This is a genomic window from Rhizobium sp. 2MFCol3.1, from assembly GCF_000377565.1.
Lineage (GTDB): Bacteria > Pseudomonadota > Alphaproteobacteria > Rhizobiales > Rhizobiaceae > Rhizobium.
Map to the genome: position 1 here is coordinate 90,565 of NZ_KB898366.1, position 20,630 is coordinate 111,194.

Sequence of the window (20,630 nt, forward strand, 5' to 3'; positions counted from 1 at the left end):
ATGAGCGAGACCCTCTCCGAGCAAATCCTGCGTGAAAATGCCGCCGTCCTAGATGCGATGGTCAACCATCGCTTCGTCGAGGACATCAAGGCCAACCGGCTTTCGAAGGAGGTTTTCGAGCGTTACCTCGTGTTCGAGGGCGCCTTCGTGGATACCGCAATTTCGATTTTCGCCTTTGCCGCCGCCAAGGCAGAGACGATCGTCCAGAAGCGCTGGCTGATCGGAGTTCTGGATGCGCTGGCCAACCAGCAGATCGCCTATTTCGAAAAGACCTTTGCCGAGCGCGGCATCGATCCTGCGGCCTATAACACGGCGATGCCCGAAGTGGCGGCGTTCCGCGACGGTATGCTGTCGATCTCCCGCGATGGCGGCTACCTTGATACCGTCGCGGCGATGTTCGCCGCCGAGTGGATGTACTGGACGTGGTCGAAGGAGGCTGTCCGTTGCACGATGAGCGATCCGCTGCTCAAGGCGTGGGTGGACCTGCACGCGCACGAGGACTTCGCCGCCCAAGCGCTGTGGCTGAAGGCGGAGCTCGATATGGCCGGCGAGGGCATGAGCATGGTGAAGCGGTCTCGCCTCAGTGCCATCTTCGGCCGCGCGCAGGCACTGGAAATCGCCTTCCATGACGCTCCCTATCTCTGAGGTAATCCTATGCTCGATATCGACGGCGATCGTCTCAATGCGCGGCTCGCAGCTTTTGCCGCCATCGGCGGAACGGCCAATGGCGGCGTCAATCGGCAAGCGTTGACGGAAGGCGACCGTCGCGCGCGGCGGCTTCTGGGCGAGCTTGCGCAGGCGAGGGGATTCCTCGTTTTCCAGGACCCGATGGCAAACCTATTCATTCGGCGCAAAGGCCGGGACGACACGGCGGCGCCTGTTGTCATCGGCAGTCACCTCGACAGCCAGCCAGCCGGCGGCCGGTTCGACGGCGCGTTGGGGACGCTGTCCGCCTTCGAAGTGCTGGAGAGCCTGGAAGATGCCGGCATCGAGACGGAACGCCCCGTTGTTGTGGTCTCATGGACCAACGAGGAGGGGTGCCGCTTTGCGCCGGGTTGCATGGGCTCCATGGCCTTTTCTGCCGGCGAGATCCCTGCCGCCTGGCAGGGCAAGGTCGCCACCGATGGCGCCAGCTTTGCCGAGGAGTTGGCGCTGACGATCGCGAGCCTGCCGGAGGCCGAGATGCTTCCGCTCGGCTTTTCGGTTCACGCCTATATCGAAGTCCATATCGAGCAGGGGCCTTCGCTCGAGGCAAACGAAATTCCGATCGGCGTGGTCAAGGGCATCCAGGGCACGCGTTGGCTGGACGTGGCGGTCACGGGCCAGACGGCGCATGCCGGTACGACGGGATTGTCCTATCGCCGCGACCCGCTGCGGGCGCTGACTGCCGCCTTGTCGAGCTTATACGAGACGGTGATGCCTGATGATCCAGACGCAAGATTCACAGTCGGACGCATTTCGGCCGAACCGGGTTCGGTCAACGCGATCCCGGATCGGGTCCGCTGCACAATCGACATGCGCCATCCAGAACCATCGCGGCTCGATGATATCGAACGGCTCGTGATCTCGTGCATCACCGTGGAGGCGAGGCGGCAGGGCTGCAACGCCGAAATCACGCGATCCTTCGATATGGCGCCCTGTATTTTTTCCGACACGCTGCAGCAGGCGATCGAGCAGGCCGCCGCCGCGCGCAAAATCAAAAGCGCCGCCATGCTGTCAGGGGCTTTCCATGACGCGCTGTTCGTCAATCGCGTCGCACCGGCTGCTATGATTTTCGTTCCGTGCCGCGATGGGCTCAGTCACAACGAGGCCGAATATGTCGAGCCTGCGCATGCAGTCACCGGCTGCGACGTGCTGGCACAGGCGACGCTTGAGATTGCCGGCGAGAGCGAAAACGGGCGATCGTAAATCTGGATTGAAATATTTTCAATTCGGGCAATTTGAAGGGAATACTTCCAATTGTTTGTCGAGTTTCCGATATTTTAGCAAAGTTTGCGACAGACATTGGAATATCGTTTCTTTGACGATCGCGAAACCCGCCCATACGCTTGAAGCGCTTCAATTGGCAGGGAAACGATGAAAAAAGGCCGTCCCACGATTACGGATGTTGCGCGCGCCGCCGGAGTTTCGGTCGGCACCGTGTCCAATTTCCTCAACGGGACGGTGCCTGTAAAAGCGGAGACCGCCGAAAAAATTCAGGCAACTATTCAGAAGCTTGCCTATCGCCCAAGTGTGTTTGCTCGGTCGCTGCCGATGATGTCGGCGCGCAAGGTCAAGGCGGCGGAGGGCAATCCTCGCCTGCTCGTCGTCGGTCATATCTGCGTCGATTATCTCTGTCGCGTTCAGGTCCTGCCGCACAGAGACGACCGCGTCGCCGCAAGCCATATCGACAAGGCGCTCGGTGGCCCGGCTGCCAACCTTGCCGTCGCCGCCGCGGCCGTCGGCACGCCCTACGGGCTTCAGGTCGATCTTGCGACGGCCGTTGGCGACGATGCCGACAGCGAGTGGGCGATGGCCGAACTGATGGCGCATGGCGTCAACGTGCTGCCGATCCGTCGGCCGGGCAAGAACCGCCTGCCTCGCGCCATGGTCATCATCGAGGCCAATGGCAGCCGCACGATCATTCACGAGACCTTCGAGCTCAGCGAGATCGATCTCACCGCCAACATGGATATTACCCCCGGCCGGGTTCGCTCCTGCGTCCATATCGAGGGCTTCCACTACGAACGCATGATGCCGTCTATCGCCCGGTTCCACGAGGCAGGCTGGAATGTCAGCCTCCACACTGCCGGCTTGCCGGAGGGGTCGCGCAATCCGGAGGCCTTCGAGCACATGATCGGCCAGGTCGACCTGACCTTCATCAATGACGATACGCTGCGCGAGATCTACGCCATCCGCACGCCGCTTGCTTCGATGATCGAGGAAGCAGCGCGCACCATCGCTCGGGTAAAGCGGCGCGGCGACGTCGTGCTGACCCTCGGCGAATTCGGCGCGGTGGTTTTCCGCAAGAGCGGTGGCCCGCCAATCGAGGTGCCGGCGCTACCGGTGAGCCGGATCGATGCGACCGGCGCGGGCGACGCTTTCGCCGGAATTTTCCTCAGCCTTTGGATGCACGGACGGCCGCTGGTCGATGCCGCGCGCCACGCCGCCGTCGGCGCCAGCCTGACGACGACGGCCGAAGGCGCGCAGGGTCGCACGGCGAGCGCCGGAGAACTCGAGGCACTGCTGTCGGCGGTCGAAGCCAAGGCTGGCACATTTTCGAAACGACATGACTGAAAAGACAAGGAGATGGACATGGTGACGAAGGTTTTGCTGGTTGGGGAGAGCTGGGTCAGCTCGGCGACCCATTACAAGGGGTTCGACCAGTTCGGCAGCGTGACCTTCCATCTGGGCGCCGAACCGCTGGTCGCCGCCCTTCAGGGCGACGAGTTCGAGATTACCTATCTGACGGCGCATGATTGCGTCGAGAAATTCCCCTTCACGCTGGAGGGGCTGTCGGAATACCAGGTTACCCTCCTGTCCGATATCGGCGCCAATTCACTGCTCCTGCCGCCGGCCGTATGGCTGCACGGCAAGCCCGTTCCCAACCGGCTGAAGCTCATCCGCGAATGGACGAAGACCGGTGGCGGCCTCGTCATGGCTGGCGGCTACTTCTCCTTCCAAGGCATTGATGGCAAGGCGCGCTGGCGCCGCACGCCGGTCGAGGAAGCGCTGCCCGTCACCTGCTTGCCCTACGACGACCGTCTGGAGATACCTGAGGGCTTCAAGGCCGTCGTCGCCGGCGCGGGAACCCATCCGATCCTTGAAGGCGTCGAAGGCGAATGGCCGCTGCTCCTCGGCGCCAACGAGGTCGTCGTCAAGGACGGCGAGGGCATCGAGGTTCTGGCCACTCTGCCCGAGGAAGAAGGAGGTCATCCGCTTCTCGTCACCGGTAGCTATGGCAAGGGTCGCACCGTCGCCTGGACGTCGGATATCGGTCCACACTGGGTTCCGAACGAGTTCGTTGCTTGGCCCGGCTACGCCACGATCTGGAAGAACATCCTGCGCTGGGCGAGCCAGGCCAAGTGATCAGCAGCGAAGGACAAGCACGATGACTGTTCCATTTCTGCGCGCGATCGGGATCACCAAACGCTTCGGCGCGCTCACCGCGCTAAGGGGCGTTGATCTCGAGATCAACGGCGGCGAGGTTCTGGCCCTGCTCGGCGACAACGGAGCCGGCAAGTCCACCTTCATCAAGATCCTGGCCGGCGCTCATCCGCAGAGCGACGGCGAGCTGCTGGTCGAAGGCGAGCCCGTCCATTTCTCTTCGCCCAAGGATGCGGCAAGCTCCGGCATCGCAACGATTTTTCAGGAGCTCGCGCTGTCGGAAAATCTGTCGATCTCGGAAAACGTCTTTCTTGGGCGAGAGCTCAAGCGCTCGGTTCTCGGGGTTCCGTTCCTGCGGCGCAAGGCGATGCGCGACCGGGTCGATGGCCTGCTGCACGAGCTGGACGCCCACATCTCCGACCCGCAGGCGCCTGTCGGCAGTCTCTCGGGCGGGCAGCGCCAGGCCGTCGCGATCTGCCGGGCGCTCAACCTCAACGCCAAGCTCGTCATCATGGACGAACCGACGGCCGCACTTGCCGTTGCCGAGACCCGCAAGGTGCTGCAGCTCACCCGCAAGCTTGCAGAACGTGGCTGCGCGGTCGTGCTGATCAGCCACAACATTGCCGATGTTTTCGAGGTCGCCGACCGCATGGTCGTCTTCCTCCGCGGCCGAAAGGTCGCCGAGCGGCGGAAGGAAGAGACCAACCCCGAAGAAATCGTCTCCCTCATCACAGGCGCTCATCCCGACGTGCGGGCGCTTGAACAAAACAACCAATAAAGCGCGTCAAACCGTTCCAGAGAGGATCCCATGTTTCCGAAGTTCAAAACAGTTCTCGCCGTATCCGCACTGACGCTCGCGCTTGCTTCCTCCGCTTTTGCGCAGGACAAGCCGAAGGTGGCCTTCGTGCCGCAGCTGATCGGCATTCCCTATTTCAATGCCATGGAAGCCGGTGGCAAGAAGGCCGCTGAAGAACTCGGCGTCGATTTCATCTATTCGGGCCCGGTCGATACCAATCCGGTCGACCAGCTGCAGATCGTCCAGAACCTTATCGACCAAGGCGTCAGCGCCGTCTCCGTCAGCGTGCTCGACGCTTCCGCCATTGCCCCGGTCGTCGAAGCCGCCAAGGCGAAGGGCGTCAAGCTCTTCACCAGCGACAGCGATGCCCCCGACAGCGGCCGCGCCGTCTATGTCGCGCAGGCGACCGACGAAGGCCTCGGCAATTCGATCATTGACGAAATGGTCAAGCGCGTCGGTGAAGACGCCAAGATCGGCATCGTCTCGGGCGAGGCGACGGCGTCCAACCTCAACGCCTGGATCGGCTTCATGCAGAAGCGGGCAAAGGAAAGGTATCCGAAGCTGACGCTGCTCGAACCGCAGTTCGCTGGCGGCACCGCCCAGCGCGCCGCGCAGATATCAGGCGACCTGATGACCGCGAACCCCGATATCAAGGGCATCATCGCGGTTGCCTCTTCGACATGCCCGGGTGTGGCCCAGGCCATCGAGACGGCAGGCAAGATCGGCTCCGTCATCGGTACCGGCTATTGCAGCCCGAACACGGCGCGCGCCTATCTCAAGAGCGGCTCCTTCGGCTTCTCGGTCCTGTGGGATCCGGCACAGCTTGGCTACCTGACGGTCTGGGCCGGAAAGCAGCTGATCGACGGCAAGCCTTTCGCGGCTGAAAACACCGTTCCGGGCTTCACCTCGCCGGTCACCTACAATGCCGACAGCGGCATCCTGCTGCTCGGCCCTCCGGCCGTCTTTACCGCCGAAAACGTCGACAAGTTCGACTTCTAAGGCAAGGTAAAATCCGTGATGCGACAGTCAAGTCCACGTCTTCTCGCCATCGGCGGACGTGAATGGGCGCTGCTTGGCGCCGCCATTCTCGCTTCGATCGTATTTTCTGTCGCGTCACCCTATTTCGCGACGGCAGGCAATGCGGCGACCATCGCCCGCAACAGCACAGAGCTGATGCTGGCCGGTCTCGGCATGACCCTGCTGCTGGCGATGGGCAGCATAGACGTCTCGATCGGCATCCTCATGGGGCTTGCCGCCATTGCCGTCGCCCATGGCCTGCTAGCGTCGGTAGCGCCGGCGCTTGGCCTTTTGATCGGCCCGGCGGCCGGTGCGGTTCTCGGTCTGGTGACGGCGCTCGTCGTCGTTCTCGGCCGGGTGCCGGCGATCGTCGGCACGCTCGGTCTCCTCGGCGTCTATCGCATGGGGATATTCGCGCTGCTTGGCGGGCAATGGCTTTCGGGTCTGCCCGTCGGGCTGACTCAACTCCTGTCCAGCACCATTTTCGGCCTGCCGCTATCGGTGATCGTCATCGCGCTCGCCTATCTCGTCGTCTGGCTCGGGCTTCGCCGCACGCCCTACGGACCGCATCTGCTGTCGATCGGCAATGCTGAGGAGAAGGCGCGGCTTTCGGGCGTGCCGGTGGCCAAGGTCAGGATCGCGACCTTCGTCATCAGCGGTACGTTGACCGGATTGGCCGCGAGCTTCTACGTGGCGAATTATCGCAACGTAGAAATGGCGATCGGCAGCACGCTGGCGCTCGATGCCATCGCGGCAGTGGTCCTTGGCGGCACCAGCATCATGGGCGGCCGCTGCAGCCTGCTCGGCACGGCGCTCGGCGTCATCCTGCTCCGCATCCTGCAGAACGGCCTGCTTCTGATCGGCGTACCGTCGCTCTGGCAGCCAGTTGTCACGGGCATGGTTCTGATCGGCGTGCTCGCGCTCGAGATGCCAGCCTCGCGCATCGGTGAATTCAAGGCGAAGTGGATGTCGTGATGAGAAACCTTCTAAAGCTCTCGGGCTCCAACCGCATCCTCGTGCTGCTCGCCCTGTTGTGGATTGTCGTCATCCTGCTCTTCGCGGCCCTTCGACCGACTATGTTCAGTGCGTCGACGGTCACGACCGTGCTGCAGTTCTCGACGATCCTGGCGCTCGTCTCGCTCGGGCAGTGCGTCGTCATCCTGGCCGGCGGCTCCGGTATCGATCTGTCGGTCGGCGGCACCATGTCGCTGTCGGTGGTGCTCGCCATGCTCGCCGTCAAGGCCGGCCTGCCGCCGAGCCTGCTGCCGCTCGCATGCGTCTTTGCCGGGCTGCTGCTGGGGCTCTTCAATGGCCTGCTGGTGACCCGGTTGAAGATCCTGCCGTTGATCGCCACACTCGGCACGCTCTTCATCTATTCCGGCCTTGCGCTGGCATTGACCGGTGGTGCGGCGCAGTCCGGCGTGCCGGGTTGGCTGCTGCCGTGGGGCCGTGGCGCGGTGCTTTCCCTGCCGATGCCCTTCGTGACCCTTGTCGTGCCGGTCTTCGCCGTTGCCGCCGTGCTGCTTCTCTGCAGCGCCTGGGGGCGGTGGCTGTTCGCGATGGGTTTCAACGAGCGCTCGGCGCGGCTGGTCGGTATTCCGGTCGATCGCGCCCGGCTTCTTGTCTACGGCCTGAGCGGCCTGCTTGCCGGTGTGGCGGGGCTAGTGTCTCTCGCCTGGCTCGGAAGCGGCAGGCCCAATATCGGGCAGAACTTGGAGCTTGAATCGTTGACGGCTGTCATGCTCGGCGGCGTCGCCATCACGGGCGGCGTCGGTGGAGTGGGCGGCGTCATCGCCGCCGTGATCCTGCTCGTCACGCTGAAGACCGGGCTTCTGCAACTCAACGTCAACACCGTATGGCAAGTCGGCATCGTCGGTGCACTGCTGATCGCCGTCCTCCTCATCGAACGCCTTTCAAAACGCTGGAGTTAAGCATGCCATCCTTAGAAGAACAGATTGCCGAACGCGTCGAGGCGGCGCAGGATCGGATCGTAAGGACGTTGAGCGACCTCGTGTCCTTCCCGTCAATCGTCAAGTCGAACCCGAAGGAAGCCGGCCCCGGCGAGCGTGACTGCCAGCTCTATCTGCAGAAGCGGCTGGAAGCACTCGGCTTTACCACCGACCTCTGGGATCCGGATGGTCCAGCACTTTATGCCAAGTACGAGGGTCGCCCTGGCGCCAACAAGGGCCGCACCTTCGAGGGGCGCCCTAATCTCGGCGGCACGCTGAAGGGCACCGGCGAGGGCCGCTCGATCATGCTGACCGGCCATATCGACGTTGTTCCGCCGGGCGCGGTCGAGCACTGGACCACCGACCCATTCGTGCCGGTGCTGAAGGACGGTTTTCTGCATGGCCGCGGCACGGTCGACATGAAGGGTGGCGTCGCCTGCATGCTGATGGCGGTCGAAATCCTCAAGGAGATGGGCATCGAACTGAAGGGCGATGTCGTCTTCACCACCGTTGTCGACGAGGAGATCGGCGGCATGGGCTCGCTCGCCATGGTCGACCGCGGCTTCAAGGCTGATGCCGGCATCATGACGGAGCCGACCGCGAACCGCATCGCACCACTCTGCCACGGCATCCTCTGGGGTAAGATCATCATCGATGGGATCGGCGGCCACGCAGAGCTGACGCCGAACTCCTGGTATACGAGCGGCCCGGTCGATGCGGTGCAACTCTGCCGCCAGATGCTTGATGGTATCGATATCCTCAACCGCCGCTGGATGTTCGATCCGAAGAAGAACCATCCGCTGATGGACCTGCCGAACCAGATCATCGTTACCCAGATGACCGCCGGCGAGCATCCGTCGTCGATGGCCGGCCGTGCTGAAATCATCATCGACGCGCAATATCTGCCGAGCGAAAAGGACGAGTTTGCGCTCGGCGGTAATGTCAAGCGCGAGATCGAAGAGCACGTTCGAAACGTCTGCCAGGCAGATCCCTATCTGCGCGAGCATCCTGCCCGCGTCGAGTGGATTCTCGATGCCGACTGCGCCGAAATCCCGGCAGATAATCCCTTCGTGTCCGTCTTCCAGGAGGCAGCGGAGACGGCCGGCCTGTCGCCGGCATTGTCGGGTTTCGGCGCTCATAGCGATATCGGCCTGCCGACCGGACTCGGCAACACGCCGACCGTCAATTTCGGTCCGGGCGATCCTGCGCAAGCGCATCAGCCTAACGAACGGGTCTCCGTGCGTGATTTGATCGACTGCACAAAGGCCATTGCGCTTGCCGTGCAGAAGTGGTGTGGCTGAGAGGAGGTCCCGACGATCACCGATCGCTTTCTGTTAGGAGGCGATCGGTAGCTTGAAGCCGACTGCCAGTAAAATCAAAGAGTGAGCTCGGTTGGCCGTAACGAAAGCGAGAGTTATCTTCGTTCGAGGCAAGACCCAGAACATCGGCGTGTACGCTAAATAATTGCAGTACCTTCGCGGGTCGATGGTTCGCGTCCTTTCAAGAACGTATTATAGCGAAGCCGAGGTTCATCGGTGAGGCCTACCCTAGAGGTCAGCGCTTAGCCGCTTCGAGGTTGTCACTAGCCTGCGGCACAATATCCTGTATCTCACGCCTCTGCTGCGCATGTTTCTCTGGGTTTTGGGCTTTTAACTTTTCCAGGTTCAGAAGCTTCCAACGGACGGCGGGAAGTTCGGCCGCCTGGGGCAAGCCGATTGCGCCGAAATCTGGTTTGCCGTCGTGGAGTGATAGCAGGAAGCGCATCGTCTCGTCGTCGAGCTTTGCGAGGATATCGGCCGTCATTCGGGTCCTCGCAGCCTTCAGATCTTCGAGGTCGACGGGCTCGATCGTCATCCCTTGGAACTCTTTCACGAAGGCTTCGTCGAGGTTTGCGATCGACGGCTTGATCAATTCGTGCGGCGGGCGCCCGGAACTGGCAACATAGATCAGAAAAGTCCGGAACAGGGCGTCGGTCAGACCCTCGTTTTCATAGAGCAGTTTCACATCGAACAGGTCTCGTGGATGCTGCCGGTCCACCGCCGCGTGCAGTTTTCCGCCGAACAGGTCTTCGAACGAGACGACTTGCGTTTCGGCGAACCCGAATTGGTCCTCCACGGCCGCGCTCACACGTCGGCGTTCAGGCGGATGGACCGTTCCTCTTGCAACGGGTGACGTTTCGATCTTGATTTCGGCATTTCCCTGGCGGACCAAAACGCGTGTGTCGTTGTTTCCGCCGCCGGCGATCCTATGGACGGTCACACCGCGCAGACTACGAATCAAATCCTCACGGATATGCTCCAGTGTCATGTCGATATTCTTCAGCGTCGTTTCACGGTCTTCGATTGGGAGATAGGTTAGATCGATATCGACCGAGAGCCGAGGCATGTTGCGATAAAAGAGGTTGATCGCAGTCCCGCCCTTCAGGGCGAAAGCCTCTTGGCGGGCGATAATAGGAAGGGTTCGCACCAGGAGGTCGACCTGGCGCATGTATTGTTCACGGGCCACTTTGGATCTCCTTTGGCATCAAGTTGGCCGGTACTGTAATCCGGTACATAGGATGCAGCCGGCCACCCGGCGTCAACGCCCGATCACCCGTGCCTAGATCTATGGAGGAGATGTCAATGTACCGGCGCCAGGCATGATTATGCTTGTCGGCGAAGACGAAGAAGAGGCGTTTTGTTTTGACACTTCGGCACAGAGAGAGGAGCGTCGTCAGCAGTCTCGGGCGCAGATTAGCAAGGCTCTCAAACGCCACGTCCACCTTATGAAAGCTTTCGCCCTTCGGGACTTCGTCGAGCATTTCGAGAATCGCGCGTTCGGGTGAGGACATCGGCATCGGCCAGCGCCATGGGCTCTGTGCCAGTTCTGGATCATCGTCGCTGGAAAGGTCTAAGTTCGCGTTCTCAACGCCAGTCGCTCCTTCGCCAAACAGGACGTTACTCCTTGTCTTTACGTCTGCCTCCGTCGGCAGCTTCGAGAGCCATTTCGGGATATTGGATCCGTACAGATAAAGGGCGAATTCGCTGCCTAGCGACAGGTAATGAGCGTGTCCCAGCAAAGAGAGAGAGCTCGCTCCACCGACATGAAATCTATGCTGCATGAGCCAGACGGCCGAGAGCACGGGTATCTTCCAGCCTCCGACGACGTCCGGGTTAGTGCCCGATGAAAACGGACGGCGGTACAGGCCCGACTTGACGGGCTCGAGCCAGCCCTGTCTGACGTAGCCTGAGACGGACTGCCTCGAGATCGCGTGCCGAGTCATCCAGTCCGAATCCACCAAGAAACCAGGTGGGACTTGATGGAGAAGTTGCTTTAGCTTTGTTTCTCGTTGTCCACTCATGGTTGACATTATAGCATGAAAATAAAGTCCATGCGAGCCCGACTTTATTGAGGTGCGAATCTGTCTATTATTAATAGACATTCGGCTTCAATCTCAAAGCCGTTATTAGGTGAAAACTGCTCATCCCGCGCCAGGGCCGGAACGGACTCCATGAAGTCGGTCAGGCGAGCAGAGGCGGCAAATCGGACTAGTCGCCGGATTTCGTGATACGAACACCGACTCCATTTTCGAATAGGAATTCCAGACCTGCCGCTTCAAATGCTAGTTGGATTGCCTTCAACGTCGCAGTGTGCCCGGTTTTTCCGCCTTCAATGCGCGTTACTGTAGCCGGAGTAACACCAGCCGCTTTCGCAAGATCTCTCACACCCCATTTCAGTGCCGCGCGAGCCATACGAATTTGATCCCCTGTTATCATATTATAACCTTGACATCATAATTAATTGCTTCAGACTCCTTATTTGCTGTCGCACGACGGTCAAGAGAGGAGCTGCAATCCTCGCTTGACCTAACCACAATCTAGCTATCAGGAGCTTAGATCATGGCTGATTCTGAGAATAGCAGAAGTTTGCGCGCAATCACTCGCCGAAAACTCCCCTATATACTCGCGACGTTTTCATCGGCTTTCGGAGCATCAAGTTCATGTAGTTTTATCGGAGCCGAGGAACACGCAAATGACTGGTTCTGAACACACTATTGAGGCAACGCGCCGGAGCCTATTGGCCGGTGCCGCCGCATCGATCATCAAGGCCCAGGGAGTGGTCCAACCTGCATGGGTTGGGAATAGTGCGGATCCCGCGGTGGCTTTATGGCGTGATTGGCTGACGGCGCACAGATCGTTCCGCGACGCCTGTCGTCGGCAGCAAAGGCTCGAGACAGAAATGCTCCGCGAGTTTGGCAGTTTCCCACGGGTGCAAATCGCCCTTTTCGAGGGCGATGGTTTCATCTGGGCCTACACCGCTGACGAAATCAACTGCCTATTGTCAGACCCCAAACAGGGGGGCATGCTTCGGACGACTCTGGCTGAACTAGCGGCACGGCATGCTGACTGGGATAGAGTGGCACTTCGCATCGGATACTCCAAAGCCCAGCACGATGAAGCGGAAACCGCTAAAGCAGAAGACGAATTATCCGAGGCGCTATGGAACGCCGCGCCCCAATCTTTCGCCGGCATCGCGGCGAAACTGCATTGTGTTCTGGAGACGGAAGATCCAGGCTCGGGCTTGCAGGAAGCACCGTGGCCGCAGCTACGAGCTATTCTCGCTGATCTTATCCAGATCGCGGTGCCGGACGATTGATTGTCGCGTGTACGACGTGCGCGCGTTAATTAAGCGCGCTTACCTAAGCTCAGCGCTTAATTAAATGACATGCTTCTTGCTTAAATAAGGTTATGTCTGCTTCCCAATTCAAACATCGCTTGGTCGTTTCGTCGAAACGATCTGTCAGCGAAATAGGAAGCTTGGCTGGACTTTTTCCTGGCCGGTGTGGCGGATACTGCCAATCAAGCGTTTGAAGCTACGACCTAGATCGCCGAACTTTTCAAGGAAGATCGGGAAAGGATCACAATGGAGAGTGATAGAGTTCGCATTCACGAAGTTTTCCAGCAGAACCCTTTTCACACGGCGAACCATATTGTTCAGATAAAGGCCTGTCCGCACCAACGGTCAACGCTGCACTCGCCGATCTGGAGCGATTGGGCATCGTTGATAAGGTCACCGGCTGCAACGTGGCCGCGTGTTCAGTTATCGCCGATATCTCGCAATTCTCAGTGAAGGCACCGGTCCCATACCTATCAGTTCATGAAGATAGATGAGCCGAAGGTTCGATTCCCCTCAAGAGCACCAGGCTATGTGATTCATTTCCGGCAAGACCAGCAGGCACATCAGAGTAATCGCTGGTATCGGCTGTCTATAAGAGTAGATATGTGCAATCGTGTTAGGCATGCATTGGAGCGTCTCCAAGCGGCAGCGAGCCAAGACGGAAATAGCCACGCCGACTCGCTCCGTTACGAGTCTCTGGCACTTTGTGCGACCAAAGCCTTGGGAATCATCACATGGGCACCCTTCTTCACGTTCACGACCTGCGTGATGCGTAGATCGGCAGCCATGCTGCAAAGGCTGTAGGCCTGTACCGACGTCAGATGCGTTCTTTCGACGATCATTTGGATCGAAGAGCGAAGGGCGGTCTGCACTGCTTGTTGCAAGTCCTCGTCAAACGCCATGACGATCAGGTGATCGGCGGTCTCGGCGTAGGGCATTGCAAGCTCTGCGCCGCTGACGACATCGATCTTGAATGTTCCGCTCAGTCCGGTCTCGACGGCGGTCAGGCAGACCTCGCCGTCTCCCTGCGACGCGTGGCCGTCGCCGGCCGAGAATAAAGCGCCTTCGACGGAGACAGGCAGATAGAGGATCGAGCCGGCAGTCAGCTCGCGATTATCCATGTTGCCGCCGAAATAGCCCGGAATGATCGAGGTCAGGCAACCATCTTCTGGTTTCGGGGCGGTAGCCATGACCCCGAAAAAGGGTCGTGCCGGCATCATCATGCCCCAAGGTGTGCTGATGGTGCCGGCCTCGCGGTCAATGCTCAGATGCAGGGTTTCATCTTGCGTGAAATCATGCGGCAGCGCGCCCTTGCCTGGCCTCACGATATTGAAACCCCAATCATCCCGAAGCCTGACATCAAGGATCTCGACACGCAAGGCGTCACCAGGCTTGGCGCCGCGGACATGGATTGGGCCGGTCATTATGTGGGGGCCGGGCGATGGCGCCAGCGCCTCGTGGATCGCCTGCAATTCCGGCCGGACCGAATGGGTGGGGTTGCGCGAGGCCTCGGAAGGCGACCCGCTGACGCTATGGATCGTCACGGTGTCGCCGGGATCGATCTCGATCACTGGCCGACGGCGCGCATCGAGGTGGCCCCAATGCACGGTGTCTGGTGTGGGGAAGACGTCGTAATGGGGCATGCTGGATCAGGCCAGTTCGAAGCGGATGGATTGCGCACCTTCCCAGAGCGTCAGGTTGCCGAGCGTTTTCAGGTTCTCGAGGCCCGACGTCAGGGTGATGAAGTGATTGCCGGCAAGCTGGCCCATTTTGGAGGAGAAGTCCACGCCGCCATAGGCAAGCAGAATCTCCGTCTCGCTGATGCCGCCAGGATAGAGGATGATGTGGCCGGGGGCCGGATGACTGGTGTGGTTCTCGTAACCGACGCCGAAGTCTTCGTCGCCGAGCGGCACCCAAACGCCTTCACCGCTCCAGCGGACGTGCACGATCTTGCTCTCATAGGGCAGGCGCTTGAGGAAGGCAGCGCAAGTCTTCGGCGCATCCTCCGTCTCCAGGCGGGCGTCGAAGGTAAAAGGGCCGGCGGTGATCTTGAGCTTGGTCATTGCTGTTCCTGTCAATGGGAAAGAGTAAGGGCCAGCGGGCGTATCAGCCGCCAGCGGAAAAATTGTCGCCGCGTCTGGCCCAGCCGGTAACGCGCCCCTCGATTACCGAGAAGACCACGTACAGCGCGACACCAAGCGCCGCCAGAATGAACAGGCCGGCGAAGACCAGCGGCACGTCGAAGCTGGAGCTCGCGATCATCATCACATTGCCGATCCCCCGGTTGGAAGCGACGGTTTCGGAAATGACGGTGCCGACAAAGGCGAGGGTGGCCGCGACCTTCAGCGATGCGAAGAAATACGGCATGGTGCGCGGCAGCCCGATATTCCAGAGAATCTCGAGCTTCGTCGCCTTCAATGTCCGCATGACGTCCTGCAGTTCCGGCTCGGTCGAGGCGAGACCGGCGGCGACATTGACGACAATTGGGAAGACGCACATCACCATGGCCGTTAGCACGGCGGGAACGGTGCCAGAGCCGAACCAGAGCACGAGGATCGGCACGATCGCGACCTTCGGGATGGACGAAAAGCCGACGAGCAGCGGATAGGCGACATCATAGGCAAGCCGCGACGAGCCGATCAACATACCGAGCGCCAGCCCAAGGATGATGCCAAGGCCGAGACCAAGCAGCGTCGTATAGATCGTCTGGATAGTGTGCGGCCAAATGGCCGGGAACTGAGTAAAGAGCGTTACGAGCACCTGGCTCGGGCGCGGCAAGACAAGATCCGAGACGTTGAAGGCGAGGCATATGACCTCCCAAAGCACGAAGAAGCCGACGATGCAGGTGGCGGAGAGGATCTGGCGTTTGGCGGCGGCTGTCATGACTGCACCTCGTTGACGGCGCGTGCGGCGACGATGCGCTCGCGGAGCCTTTGCGTCAGGGACACGAATTCGGGCTGGAAGGAGACGTCGATGGTCCGTGGACGGGCGAAGGGAACGATGCTGTCCTCGATGATGCGGCCCGGCCGCGCCTGCATCACGCAGATGCGGGTCGCGAGATAGGCGGCTTCCTTCAGGTCGTGGGTGACGAGAACGACGGTTGGGCGCCGTTCGATCCAGAGCGTCTGCATGATCTCCCACAGTTCCTCGCGGGTGAACTGGTCGAGCGCGCCGAAAGGCTCATCCAGAAGCAGAAGTGTCGGGTCATGGATCAACGCGCGGCAAAGCGAGGCGCGCTGCTGCATGCCGCCCGAGAGCTGCCAGGGGAATTTATCACCAAAGCCCGAGAGACCGACCTTGGAGAGCAGCGCTTCGGCGCGATCGCGGTATTCGCCCTTCTTTTTTCTGGCATAGCCATGCTTGAACGGCGCAACGATCTTCAGCGGCATCATCACATTGTCGCGGATGTTGAGCCAGGGCAGCAGGGTCGGGTTCTGGAAGGCCATGCCGATCCTGACCTCGTTCGCGCCGATCTCGCGACCGGTTACGAAAATATTGCCCTTCGATGGCGAGAGCGTGCCGGCAACGAGTTTCAGAATCGTCGACTTGCCGCAGCCGGACGGGCCGACGAGGGCGACGAACTCACCGTTCTCGATCCTGAGCGACGTCTCCGCCAGCGCCACCGTCTTGTTCTTCTCGCCACCGAAAGTGACGTTCACTCTTTCCAGATCGATCACGGGATTGCCGGGGACGACCCCGGTTGCGAGAGGTTGGTTCATGGCGATCAGCCCTTCCTGGGCGCTGTCACGGCGGCCATGGTCTGGTCGGCGTTGCGAACGTCCGGTGCCGGCATTTGCTGGATCGCATGAACCGAACGGCCCCAACCCTTGGCGCTGTCCTGCAGCGTACGGTCCTTCATCGCGAAGCGACCGCGCACGATGGTGTGGATCGGAAGCGCCGTTGCCTTCATCCCGTGCCAGGGCGAGATTTTCGCCGTCGACTGGATCTGCGCGTCGTCGATCGTCCACTCGCGGTTGGTGTCGACGATCGCGAGATCGGCGTCCGAACCCACCATCAGCGCACCCTTTGTCGGGTAAAGGCCCCAGCACTTGGCGGGCTTCTCGGCGCTCCAGCGCACATAGTCGGACAGACTTGCCCCTCGACGCTCAAGCTCGGTCAGCATCAGCGGCATCTGTGTTTCGACGCCAGGGAAGCCGCAATCGACAGTCCAGATGTCCTCGCGGGTCTTTTCCTCGATCGAATGGGGAGCGTGGTCGGTGGCGATCATGTCGATCGTGCCGTCGGCAAGCGCCTGCCAGATCGGATCCTGGTTTTCGGCCTCGCGCACCGGCGGGTTGACGCGGATGACGCCACGCTTCGCCTCGTAATCATCGGCGGACAGAAGGAGATATTGCGGGCAGGTCTCGCCGGTAATATCGGCACCACGCGCCTTCGCCTCTGCCAGCGGCCGAAGCTCGGCGGCGGACGAGATGTGGAGGATATGGATACGCGCGCCCGTCCATTCCGCAAGGATGGCGGCGCGGGCAACGGCTTCCGCCGCCACGACGGCCGGGCGGGCGGCGAGGTGGGCCAGAGGATCGGTGCGGCCCATGGCGCGCAACCGGGCCTCGCGGCGCTCCATGATCGAATTTGTCTCGGCGTGCAGCGAAATGCGCTTGCCGGTCGGCGCAACGATCTCGAAGAGTTCGAGCATGGCGCCCGTCGTCGGCGAGGGGATGCGGCCGAACGTGTTGCCCATGTAGCATTTGAAGCCGATGACGCCGCCCTCGATCAGTTCGCCGATATTCGGCAGGCTGTCTTCGCCGAGCACGGCGTACAGGCCATAGTCGACATGGGCCTTGGCGCCGGCGATCGCATGCTTTTCGGCCAGCGATGTGGCATCGGAGATCGCTGGCAGCGTGTTCGGCATGTCGAAGACGGTGGTGACGCCGCCGAAAGCCGCCGCCGCCGTGCCGCTCGCAAAATCCTCCTTCTGCGGATAGCCGGGGTCGCGGAAGTGCACATGGACGTCGATCGCGCCGGGCAAGATATGGAGACCGGTCGCATCCAGACTGTCCTTGGCCTCGGGCATCGCATCCTTCTCGCCGATCGCGAGGATCTTGCCATCCTTGATGGCGATGCTCGCCAGATACTGGGTGTCGGGGGTGACGATCGTGCCGCCATGGACGACGAGGTCTGCAATGATCTCGGTGGTCATCTCATATCTCCTTAAAGGGCAGCCCAGCCGCCATCGACGGGCAGGTCGACGCCGGTGATCTGGCGCGAGACGTCGCTGGCGAGGAACAGGCAAGCATTGGCGACATCGTCGTCGACGGTGATGCGCTTCAGCGCGTAGTCTTCCGCATGGCGATTTGCTGCCTCTTCCTCCGTGATGCCGAGTTTCAGCGCCATGGTCTTGCAGACCTTGTCGCGGAAACGGGGGCCATCGACCATGCCTGGGGCGACGCAGTTGACGTTGATGTTGTGCTGGCCGACCTCGAGCGCGAAGCTCTTGGTAATCCCGCGTAGGCCCCATTTGGAGGCGGAATAGGCGAGGCGGCCGGCGCGCCCCTTCATGCCGAAGGTGCCCCCGACATTGACGACCTTGCCGTAGCTGTTCTCGATCATCGACGGCAGAACCGCGCGGATCGTGTGGAAACAGCCGTTCATGTTGAGCGTGACTATGTCGTCGAATTCTTCCGGTGTTGTCTCGACGCCGGTTTTGCCCATCGGGCCGGAGCCGCCGGCGACATTGACGAGGACGTCGATACGGCCGAAGGCTTCAACGGTCTTCAGGGCGGCGGCGTCACATTGTCCGGCGTCTGTCAGGTCGCATCCGATAACGACAACGGCACAGCCTTTGGACCGGGCTTCCTCCGCGACTGGCCCGATCGCTGCCGTATCACGGCCGACGAGAGCGAGCTTCGCGCCTTCATTGGCAAAGGCAAGCGTGATGGCCGCGCCCATTCCCTTGGCGGGGCCCGTGATGAACACGACTTTATCCTTCAGCATCAGGTCCATGATGTTGTTTCCGTTATTTCAACTGTGATGGGAGGGGCGGCGCGCTGGCGCCGCCGTCATTGGGTGGCTCAGTTCATGACCGTAAGACGGTCGTCCTTGGCGGGGAGGAAGCTGCGATCGAAAACTTCGGTGAGCGCCGGTGTGCGCGGCAATTCCTTTGCCTTGACGATGATATCGATCGACTTGCCGAGACGGGCGTCATCAACGTCACCGAAGCCGATCTTGGCGATTTCGTCGTGGTTCATCTCGTTGGCGATGGTCGCGTCGAAGCGTTCGCGCTCGATGGCTGGCTTGATGAGCGGTTCGCGCTTCTGAACGGCGGCGATCGCTGCGTCCGGATCCTTGATCGCGTCCTTGATGCTCTTATTGATCGCGCGCAGGAAGCCCTTCACCGCGTCGGGATTGTCCTTGACCAGCTTCTTGGAGGCAATGATGGCGTTCGAATAGAGATCCATTCCGTAGTCGCCGTAACGAATGAAGCGCAGTTCCTTGTCGGGATCGACACCGATGAGCTTGGAGCTGAAGCGGATCGTGTTGACATAGCCGAACACGCCTTCGACCTGGCCCTTCATCAGCATCTGCTCGCGAAGGTTCGGCTGCATGTTGGTGATGTTCACCTTGGTGCAGTCGATCTTGGTGATGGAGCACAGCGCCGGGAAGAGCTTGAGCGCGCCATCATTGGCCGCGCCACCCAGCGTGTGGCCAGGAAAATCGGCCGGCGACTTGATTGGGCTGTCTGCCTTTACGGCGACGGTGAAGGGCGGCTGGCTGTACATCATGAAGACACCAACGGGCGCGTCTTCCGGCTTCTTGGCGGCGAGTTCGATCAAGGCGTTGATGTCGCCGAACGCCATGTCATAGGCGCCGTTGGCAACCAGCGGAACGCCTGCACCGGAGCCGTTGCCCTGGTCGAACGTCACATCGAGGCCTTCCTCCTTGAAGTAACCCTTGTCCTCGGCGAGGAAAAGTAGGCCCTGCGGCCCCTCATACTTCCAGTTCAGGACCATCTTGATGCTAGTTTCGGCATGTGCCGCGGTGCCTGTCAATGCGGAAAGTGCTGTGGCGGCGGCAAGCGCCAGCATACGGGCGCGCGTCTTCATCTGGTGATTAGCCATTGTTGTTCCCCTTGTCCGGTCGTGGGAGGCCGCCTTTGTCGCGGCTTGTTCTTTGATGTTGCAATGCGAGAGTACACGGTCCAGTGTGTATCTCAACCGCAATTTTTGTGTATGAACGGTGCCAAAAAGGCCTCACTCGGAGCAAGCGATGCGTCATCTGAAATTGCTGCAACAAGTCTCTGAAATCGCCAAAGCGGGCTCGATCCGCCAGGCGGCGGAGCGGATGAACATCACGGCATCGGCGATGAACCGCAAGATCCAGGATCTGGAGTTGGAGATAGGAACGCCGATATTCGAACGGCGTGCGCGTGGCGTGAAGTTGACCACGGCGGGTGAATTGTTTGTGCGCTATGCCAGAAGTCAGATCGCCGATGCTGAGCGGCTGAGTTCACAAGTCGAAGACCTGCGTGGCTTAAGGCGCGGACCGGTGAAGATCGCCTGCAGCCAGGCGCTTGCACTCGACTTTCTGCCGTTTCAGATCGGGGAGTTCCGAAAGGACAACCCTCGGCTCGTTTTCGATCTGAAGGTGATGGACCATAACGCGGCGATCAACGCGCTCGTCGAATACGATGTCGATCTCGCTCTGGTCTACCGAGCCTACATGCGGCCGGGCATACGCATATTAACCTCGCTGCCGCAGCGATTGGTCGCGATCATGCGGGAAGATCACCCGCTGGCGTCCAAGCAGGTGCTTCGGCTTTCCGATTGTGTCGGACAGCCGCTCGCATTGCCGGATCAAAGCCTCGGCGGGCGACAGGTTCTCGATGAGGTGATTGCCCGCCGCGACTTCCGGTTCGACATCATGGCGGAATCGAATTCGTTCGAGATGCTGAGAGGGCTGGTTCTTCGCGGAAACATGATCTCATTCCAGATCGAGGCCGGCGCGCCGCGGCAGGATTTCGGGATGGGGCTGGTCGGCCGGCCGATAGACGAGCGCGACATACCGCGCTCCGACCTCGTACTGTGCCAACTCAGGGGACGCGTCCTGCCGATCGCCGCGTCCAGCTTCGCGGATAGGCTGGTCAAGGCGATGACGTAGATCGAACGCTC

General features: G+C 60.8%; 21 protein-coding genes and 1 pseudogene. 12 read left to right on the plus strand and 10 right to left on the minus strand.

The genetic code is table 11. The features are described 5' to 3' along the window. The 9 genes from D460_RS0123070 (at window position 1) to D460_RS0123110 (ending at window position 9,149) form a co-directional block, all read left to right on the plus strand. The gene (locus D460_RS0123070) at window positions 1–645 is read left to right on the plus strand and encodes a TenA family protein (RefSeq protein WP_018900966.1); all 645 of its coding nucleotides are present in this window, start codon (window positions 1–3) and stop codon (window positions 643–645) included. Window positions 646–654: 9 nt separating this feature from the next. Beyond that, window positions 655–1,908, plus strand: a complete 1,254-nt coding sequence (locus D460_RS0123075; RefSeq protein ID WP_018900967.1) for a Zn-dependent hydrolase — start codon at window positions 655–657, stop codon at window positions 1,906–1,908. 168 nt (window positions 1,909–2,076) lie between these two features. Continuing rightward, window positions 2,077–3,276, plus strand: a complete 1,200-nt coding sequence (locus tag D460_RS0123080) for a PfkB family carbohydrate kinase (protein WP_018900968.1) — start codon at window positions 2,077–2,079, stop codon at window positions 3,274–3,276. An 18-nt stretch (window positions 3,277–3,294) separates the two neighbouring features. Continuing rightward, window positions 3,295–4,068: a glutamine amidotransferase gene (locus D460_RS0123085; protein ID WP_018900969.1), complete on the plus strand. Its 774-nt coding sequence runs from the start codon at window positions 3,295–3,297 to the stop codon at window positions 4,066–4,068. Window positions 4,069–4,090: 22 nt separating this feature from the next. After that, window positions 4,091–4,864, plus strand: a complete 774-nt coding sequence (locus tag D460_RS0123090; protein WP_018900970.1) for an ATP-binding cassette domain-containing protein — start codon at window positions 4,091–4,093, stop codon at window positions 4,862–4,864. Window positions 4,865–4,894: 30 nt separating this feature from the next. Then, on the plus strand, window positions 4,895–5,881 hold the full coding sequence (locus D460_RS0123095) for an autoinducer 2 ABC transporter substrate-binding protein (RefSeq protein ID WP_018900971.1): 987 nt from the start codon (window positions 4,895–4,897) through the stop codon (window positions 5,879–5,881). 18 nt (window positions 5,882–5,899) lie between these two features. Beyond that, a complete protein-coding gene (locus D460_RS0123100) occupies window positions 5,900–6,874 on the plus strand; it encodes an ABC transporter permease (protein ID WP_018900972.1) in 975 nt (324 codons plus the stop codon). Then, entirely contained in the window at window positions 6,874–7,830 is a 957-nt protein-coding gene (locus D460_RS0123105; protein WP_018900973.1) for an ABC transporter permease, read from the plus strand. The genes D460_RS0123100 and D460_RS0123105 overlap by 1 nt, the downstream gene beginning before the upstream one ends. A 2-nt stretch (window positions 7,831–7,832) precedes the next feature. Beyond that, window positions 7,833–9,149: an ArgE/DapE family deacylase gene (locus tag D460_RS0123110; RefSeq protein ID WP_018900974.1), complete on the plus strand. Its 1,317-nt coding sequence runs from the start codon at window positions 7,833–7,835 to the stop codon at window positions 9,147–9,149. A 253-nt stretch (window positions 9,150–9,402) separates the two neighbouring features. On the opposite strand, the gene D460_RS33650 is transcribed toward D460_RS0123110, so the two are convergent. The 3 genes from D460_RS33650 to D460_RS35345 all read right to left on the minus strand — a co-directional run bounded on the left by D460_RS33650 (window position 9,403) and on the right by D460_RS35345 (window position 11,603). Next, a complete protein-coding gene (locus D460_RS33650; RefSeq protein ID WP_051110824.1) occupies window positions 9,403–10,353 on the minus strand; it encodes a nucleotidyl transferase AbiEii/AbiGii toxin family protein in 951 nt (316 codons plus the stop codon). After that, window positions 10,343–11,269, minus strand: coding sequence for a type IV toxin-antitoxin system AbiEi family antitoxin domain-containing protein (locus D460_RS0123120; RefSeq protein WP_348625651.1), 927 nt, complete (start codon window positions 11,267–11,269; stop codon window positions 10,343–10,345). Before D460_RS0123120 ends, D460_RS33650 begins: the two co-directional genes overlap by 11 nt. A 106-nt stretch (window positions 11,270–11,375) precedes the next feature. Next, window positions 11,376–11,603, minus strand: a complete 228-nt coding sequence (locus D460_RS35345; RefSeq protein ID WP_280741333.1) for a helix-turn-helix transcriptional regulator — start codon at window positions 11,601–11,603, stop codon at window positions 11,376–11,378. A gap of 256 nt (window positions 11,604–11,859) precedes the next feature. Between D460_RS35345 and D460_RS34655 the strand changes: the two genes are divergently transcribed. Together D460_RS34655 and D460_RS37180 are read left to right on the plus strand one after the other, a co-directional pair. Next, entirely contained in the window at window positions 11,860–12,483 is a 624-nt protein-coding gene (locus tag D460_RS34655) for a hypothetical protein (RefSeq protein WP_018900977.1), read from the plus strand. Window positions 12,484–12,639: 156 nt separating this feature from the next. After that, window positions 12,640–12,988 (plus strand): annotated as a pseudogene (locus tag D460_RS37180) (winged helix-turn-helix transcriptional regulator); the annotation flags it as partial. Window positions 12,989–13,190: 202 nt separating this feature from the next. On the opposite strand, the gene D460_RS0123140 reads toward D460_RS37180, so the two are convergent. The 7 genes from D460_RS0123140 to D460_RS0123170 form a co-directional block, all read right to left on the minus strand. Continuing rightward, window positions 13,191–14,075, minus strand: a complete 885-nt coding sequence (locus D460_RS0123140) for an acetamidase/formamidase family protein (RefSeq protein WP_245267787.1) — start codon at window positions 14,073–14,075, stop codon at window positions 13,191–13,193. Between the two features lie 78 nt (window positions 14,076–14,153). Next, window positions 14,154–14,567: a DUF3830 family protein gene (locus D460_RS0123145; protein WP_018900979.1), complete on the minus strand. Its 414-nt coding sequence runs from the start codon at window positions 14,565–14,567 to the stop codon at window positions 14,154–14,156. A 43-nt stretch (window positions 14,568–14,610) separates the two neighbouring features. Then, window positions 14,611–15,387 carry an ABC transporter permease gene (locus tag D460_RS0123150; protein ID WP_018900980.1) on the minus strand — a complete coding sequence of 259 codons (777 nt, stop codon included), beginning with the start codon at window positions 15,385–15,387 and terminating at the stop codon, window positions 14,611–14,613. Continuing rightward, entirely contained in the window at window positions 15,384–16,223 is an 840-nt protein-coding gene (locus D460_RS0123155; protein WP_018900981.1) for an ABC transporter ATP-binding protein, read from the minus strand. The genes D460_RS0123150 and D460_RS0123155 overlap by 4 nt, the downstream gene beginning before the upstream one ends. A 5-nt stretch (window positions 16,224–16,228) precedes the next feature. Beyond that, on the minus strand, window positions 16,229–17,662 hold the full coding sequence (gene allB, locus D460_RS0123160) for an allantoinase AllB (protein WP_018900982.1): 1,434 nt from the start codon (window positions 17,660–17,662) through the stop codon (window positions 16,229–16,231). A gap of 11 nt (window positions 17,663–17,673) precedes the next feature. After that, the gene (locus tag D460_RS0123165) at window positions 17,674–18,465 is read right to left on the minus strand and encodes an SDR family NAD(P)-dependent oxidoreductase (protein WP_018900983.1); all 792 of its coding nucleotides are present in this window, start codon (window positions 18,463–18,465) and stop codon (window positions 17,674–17,676) included. A gap of 68 nt (window positions 18,466–18,533) precedes the next feature. Continuing rightward, window positions 18,534–19,580: an ABC transporter substrate-binding protein gene (locus tag D460_RS0123170; protein WP_196809363.1), complete on the minus strand. Its 1,047-nt coding sequence runs from the start codon at window positions 19,578–19,580 to the stop codon at window positions 18,534–18,536. A 148-nt stretch (window positions 19,581–19,728) separates the two neighbouring features. Here D460_RS0123170 and D460_RS0123175 point away from each other — a divergent pair, with 148 nt between their 5' ends. Next, the gene (locus tag D460_RS0123175) at window positions 19,729–20,619 is read left to right on the plus strand and encodes a LysR substrate-binding domain-containing protein (RefSeq protein ID WP_018900985.1); all 891 of its coding nucleotides are present in this window, start codon (window positions 19,729–19,731) and stop codon (window positions 20,617–20,619) included. The last annotated feature ends 11 nt before the right edge of the window (window positions 20,620–20,630 follow it).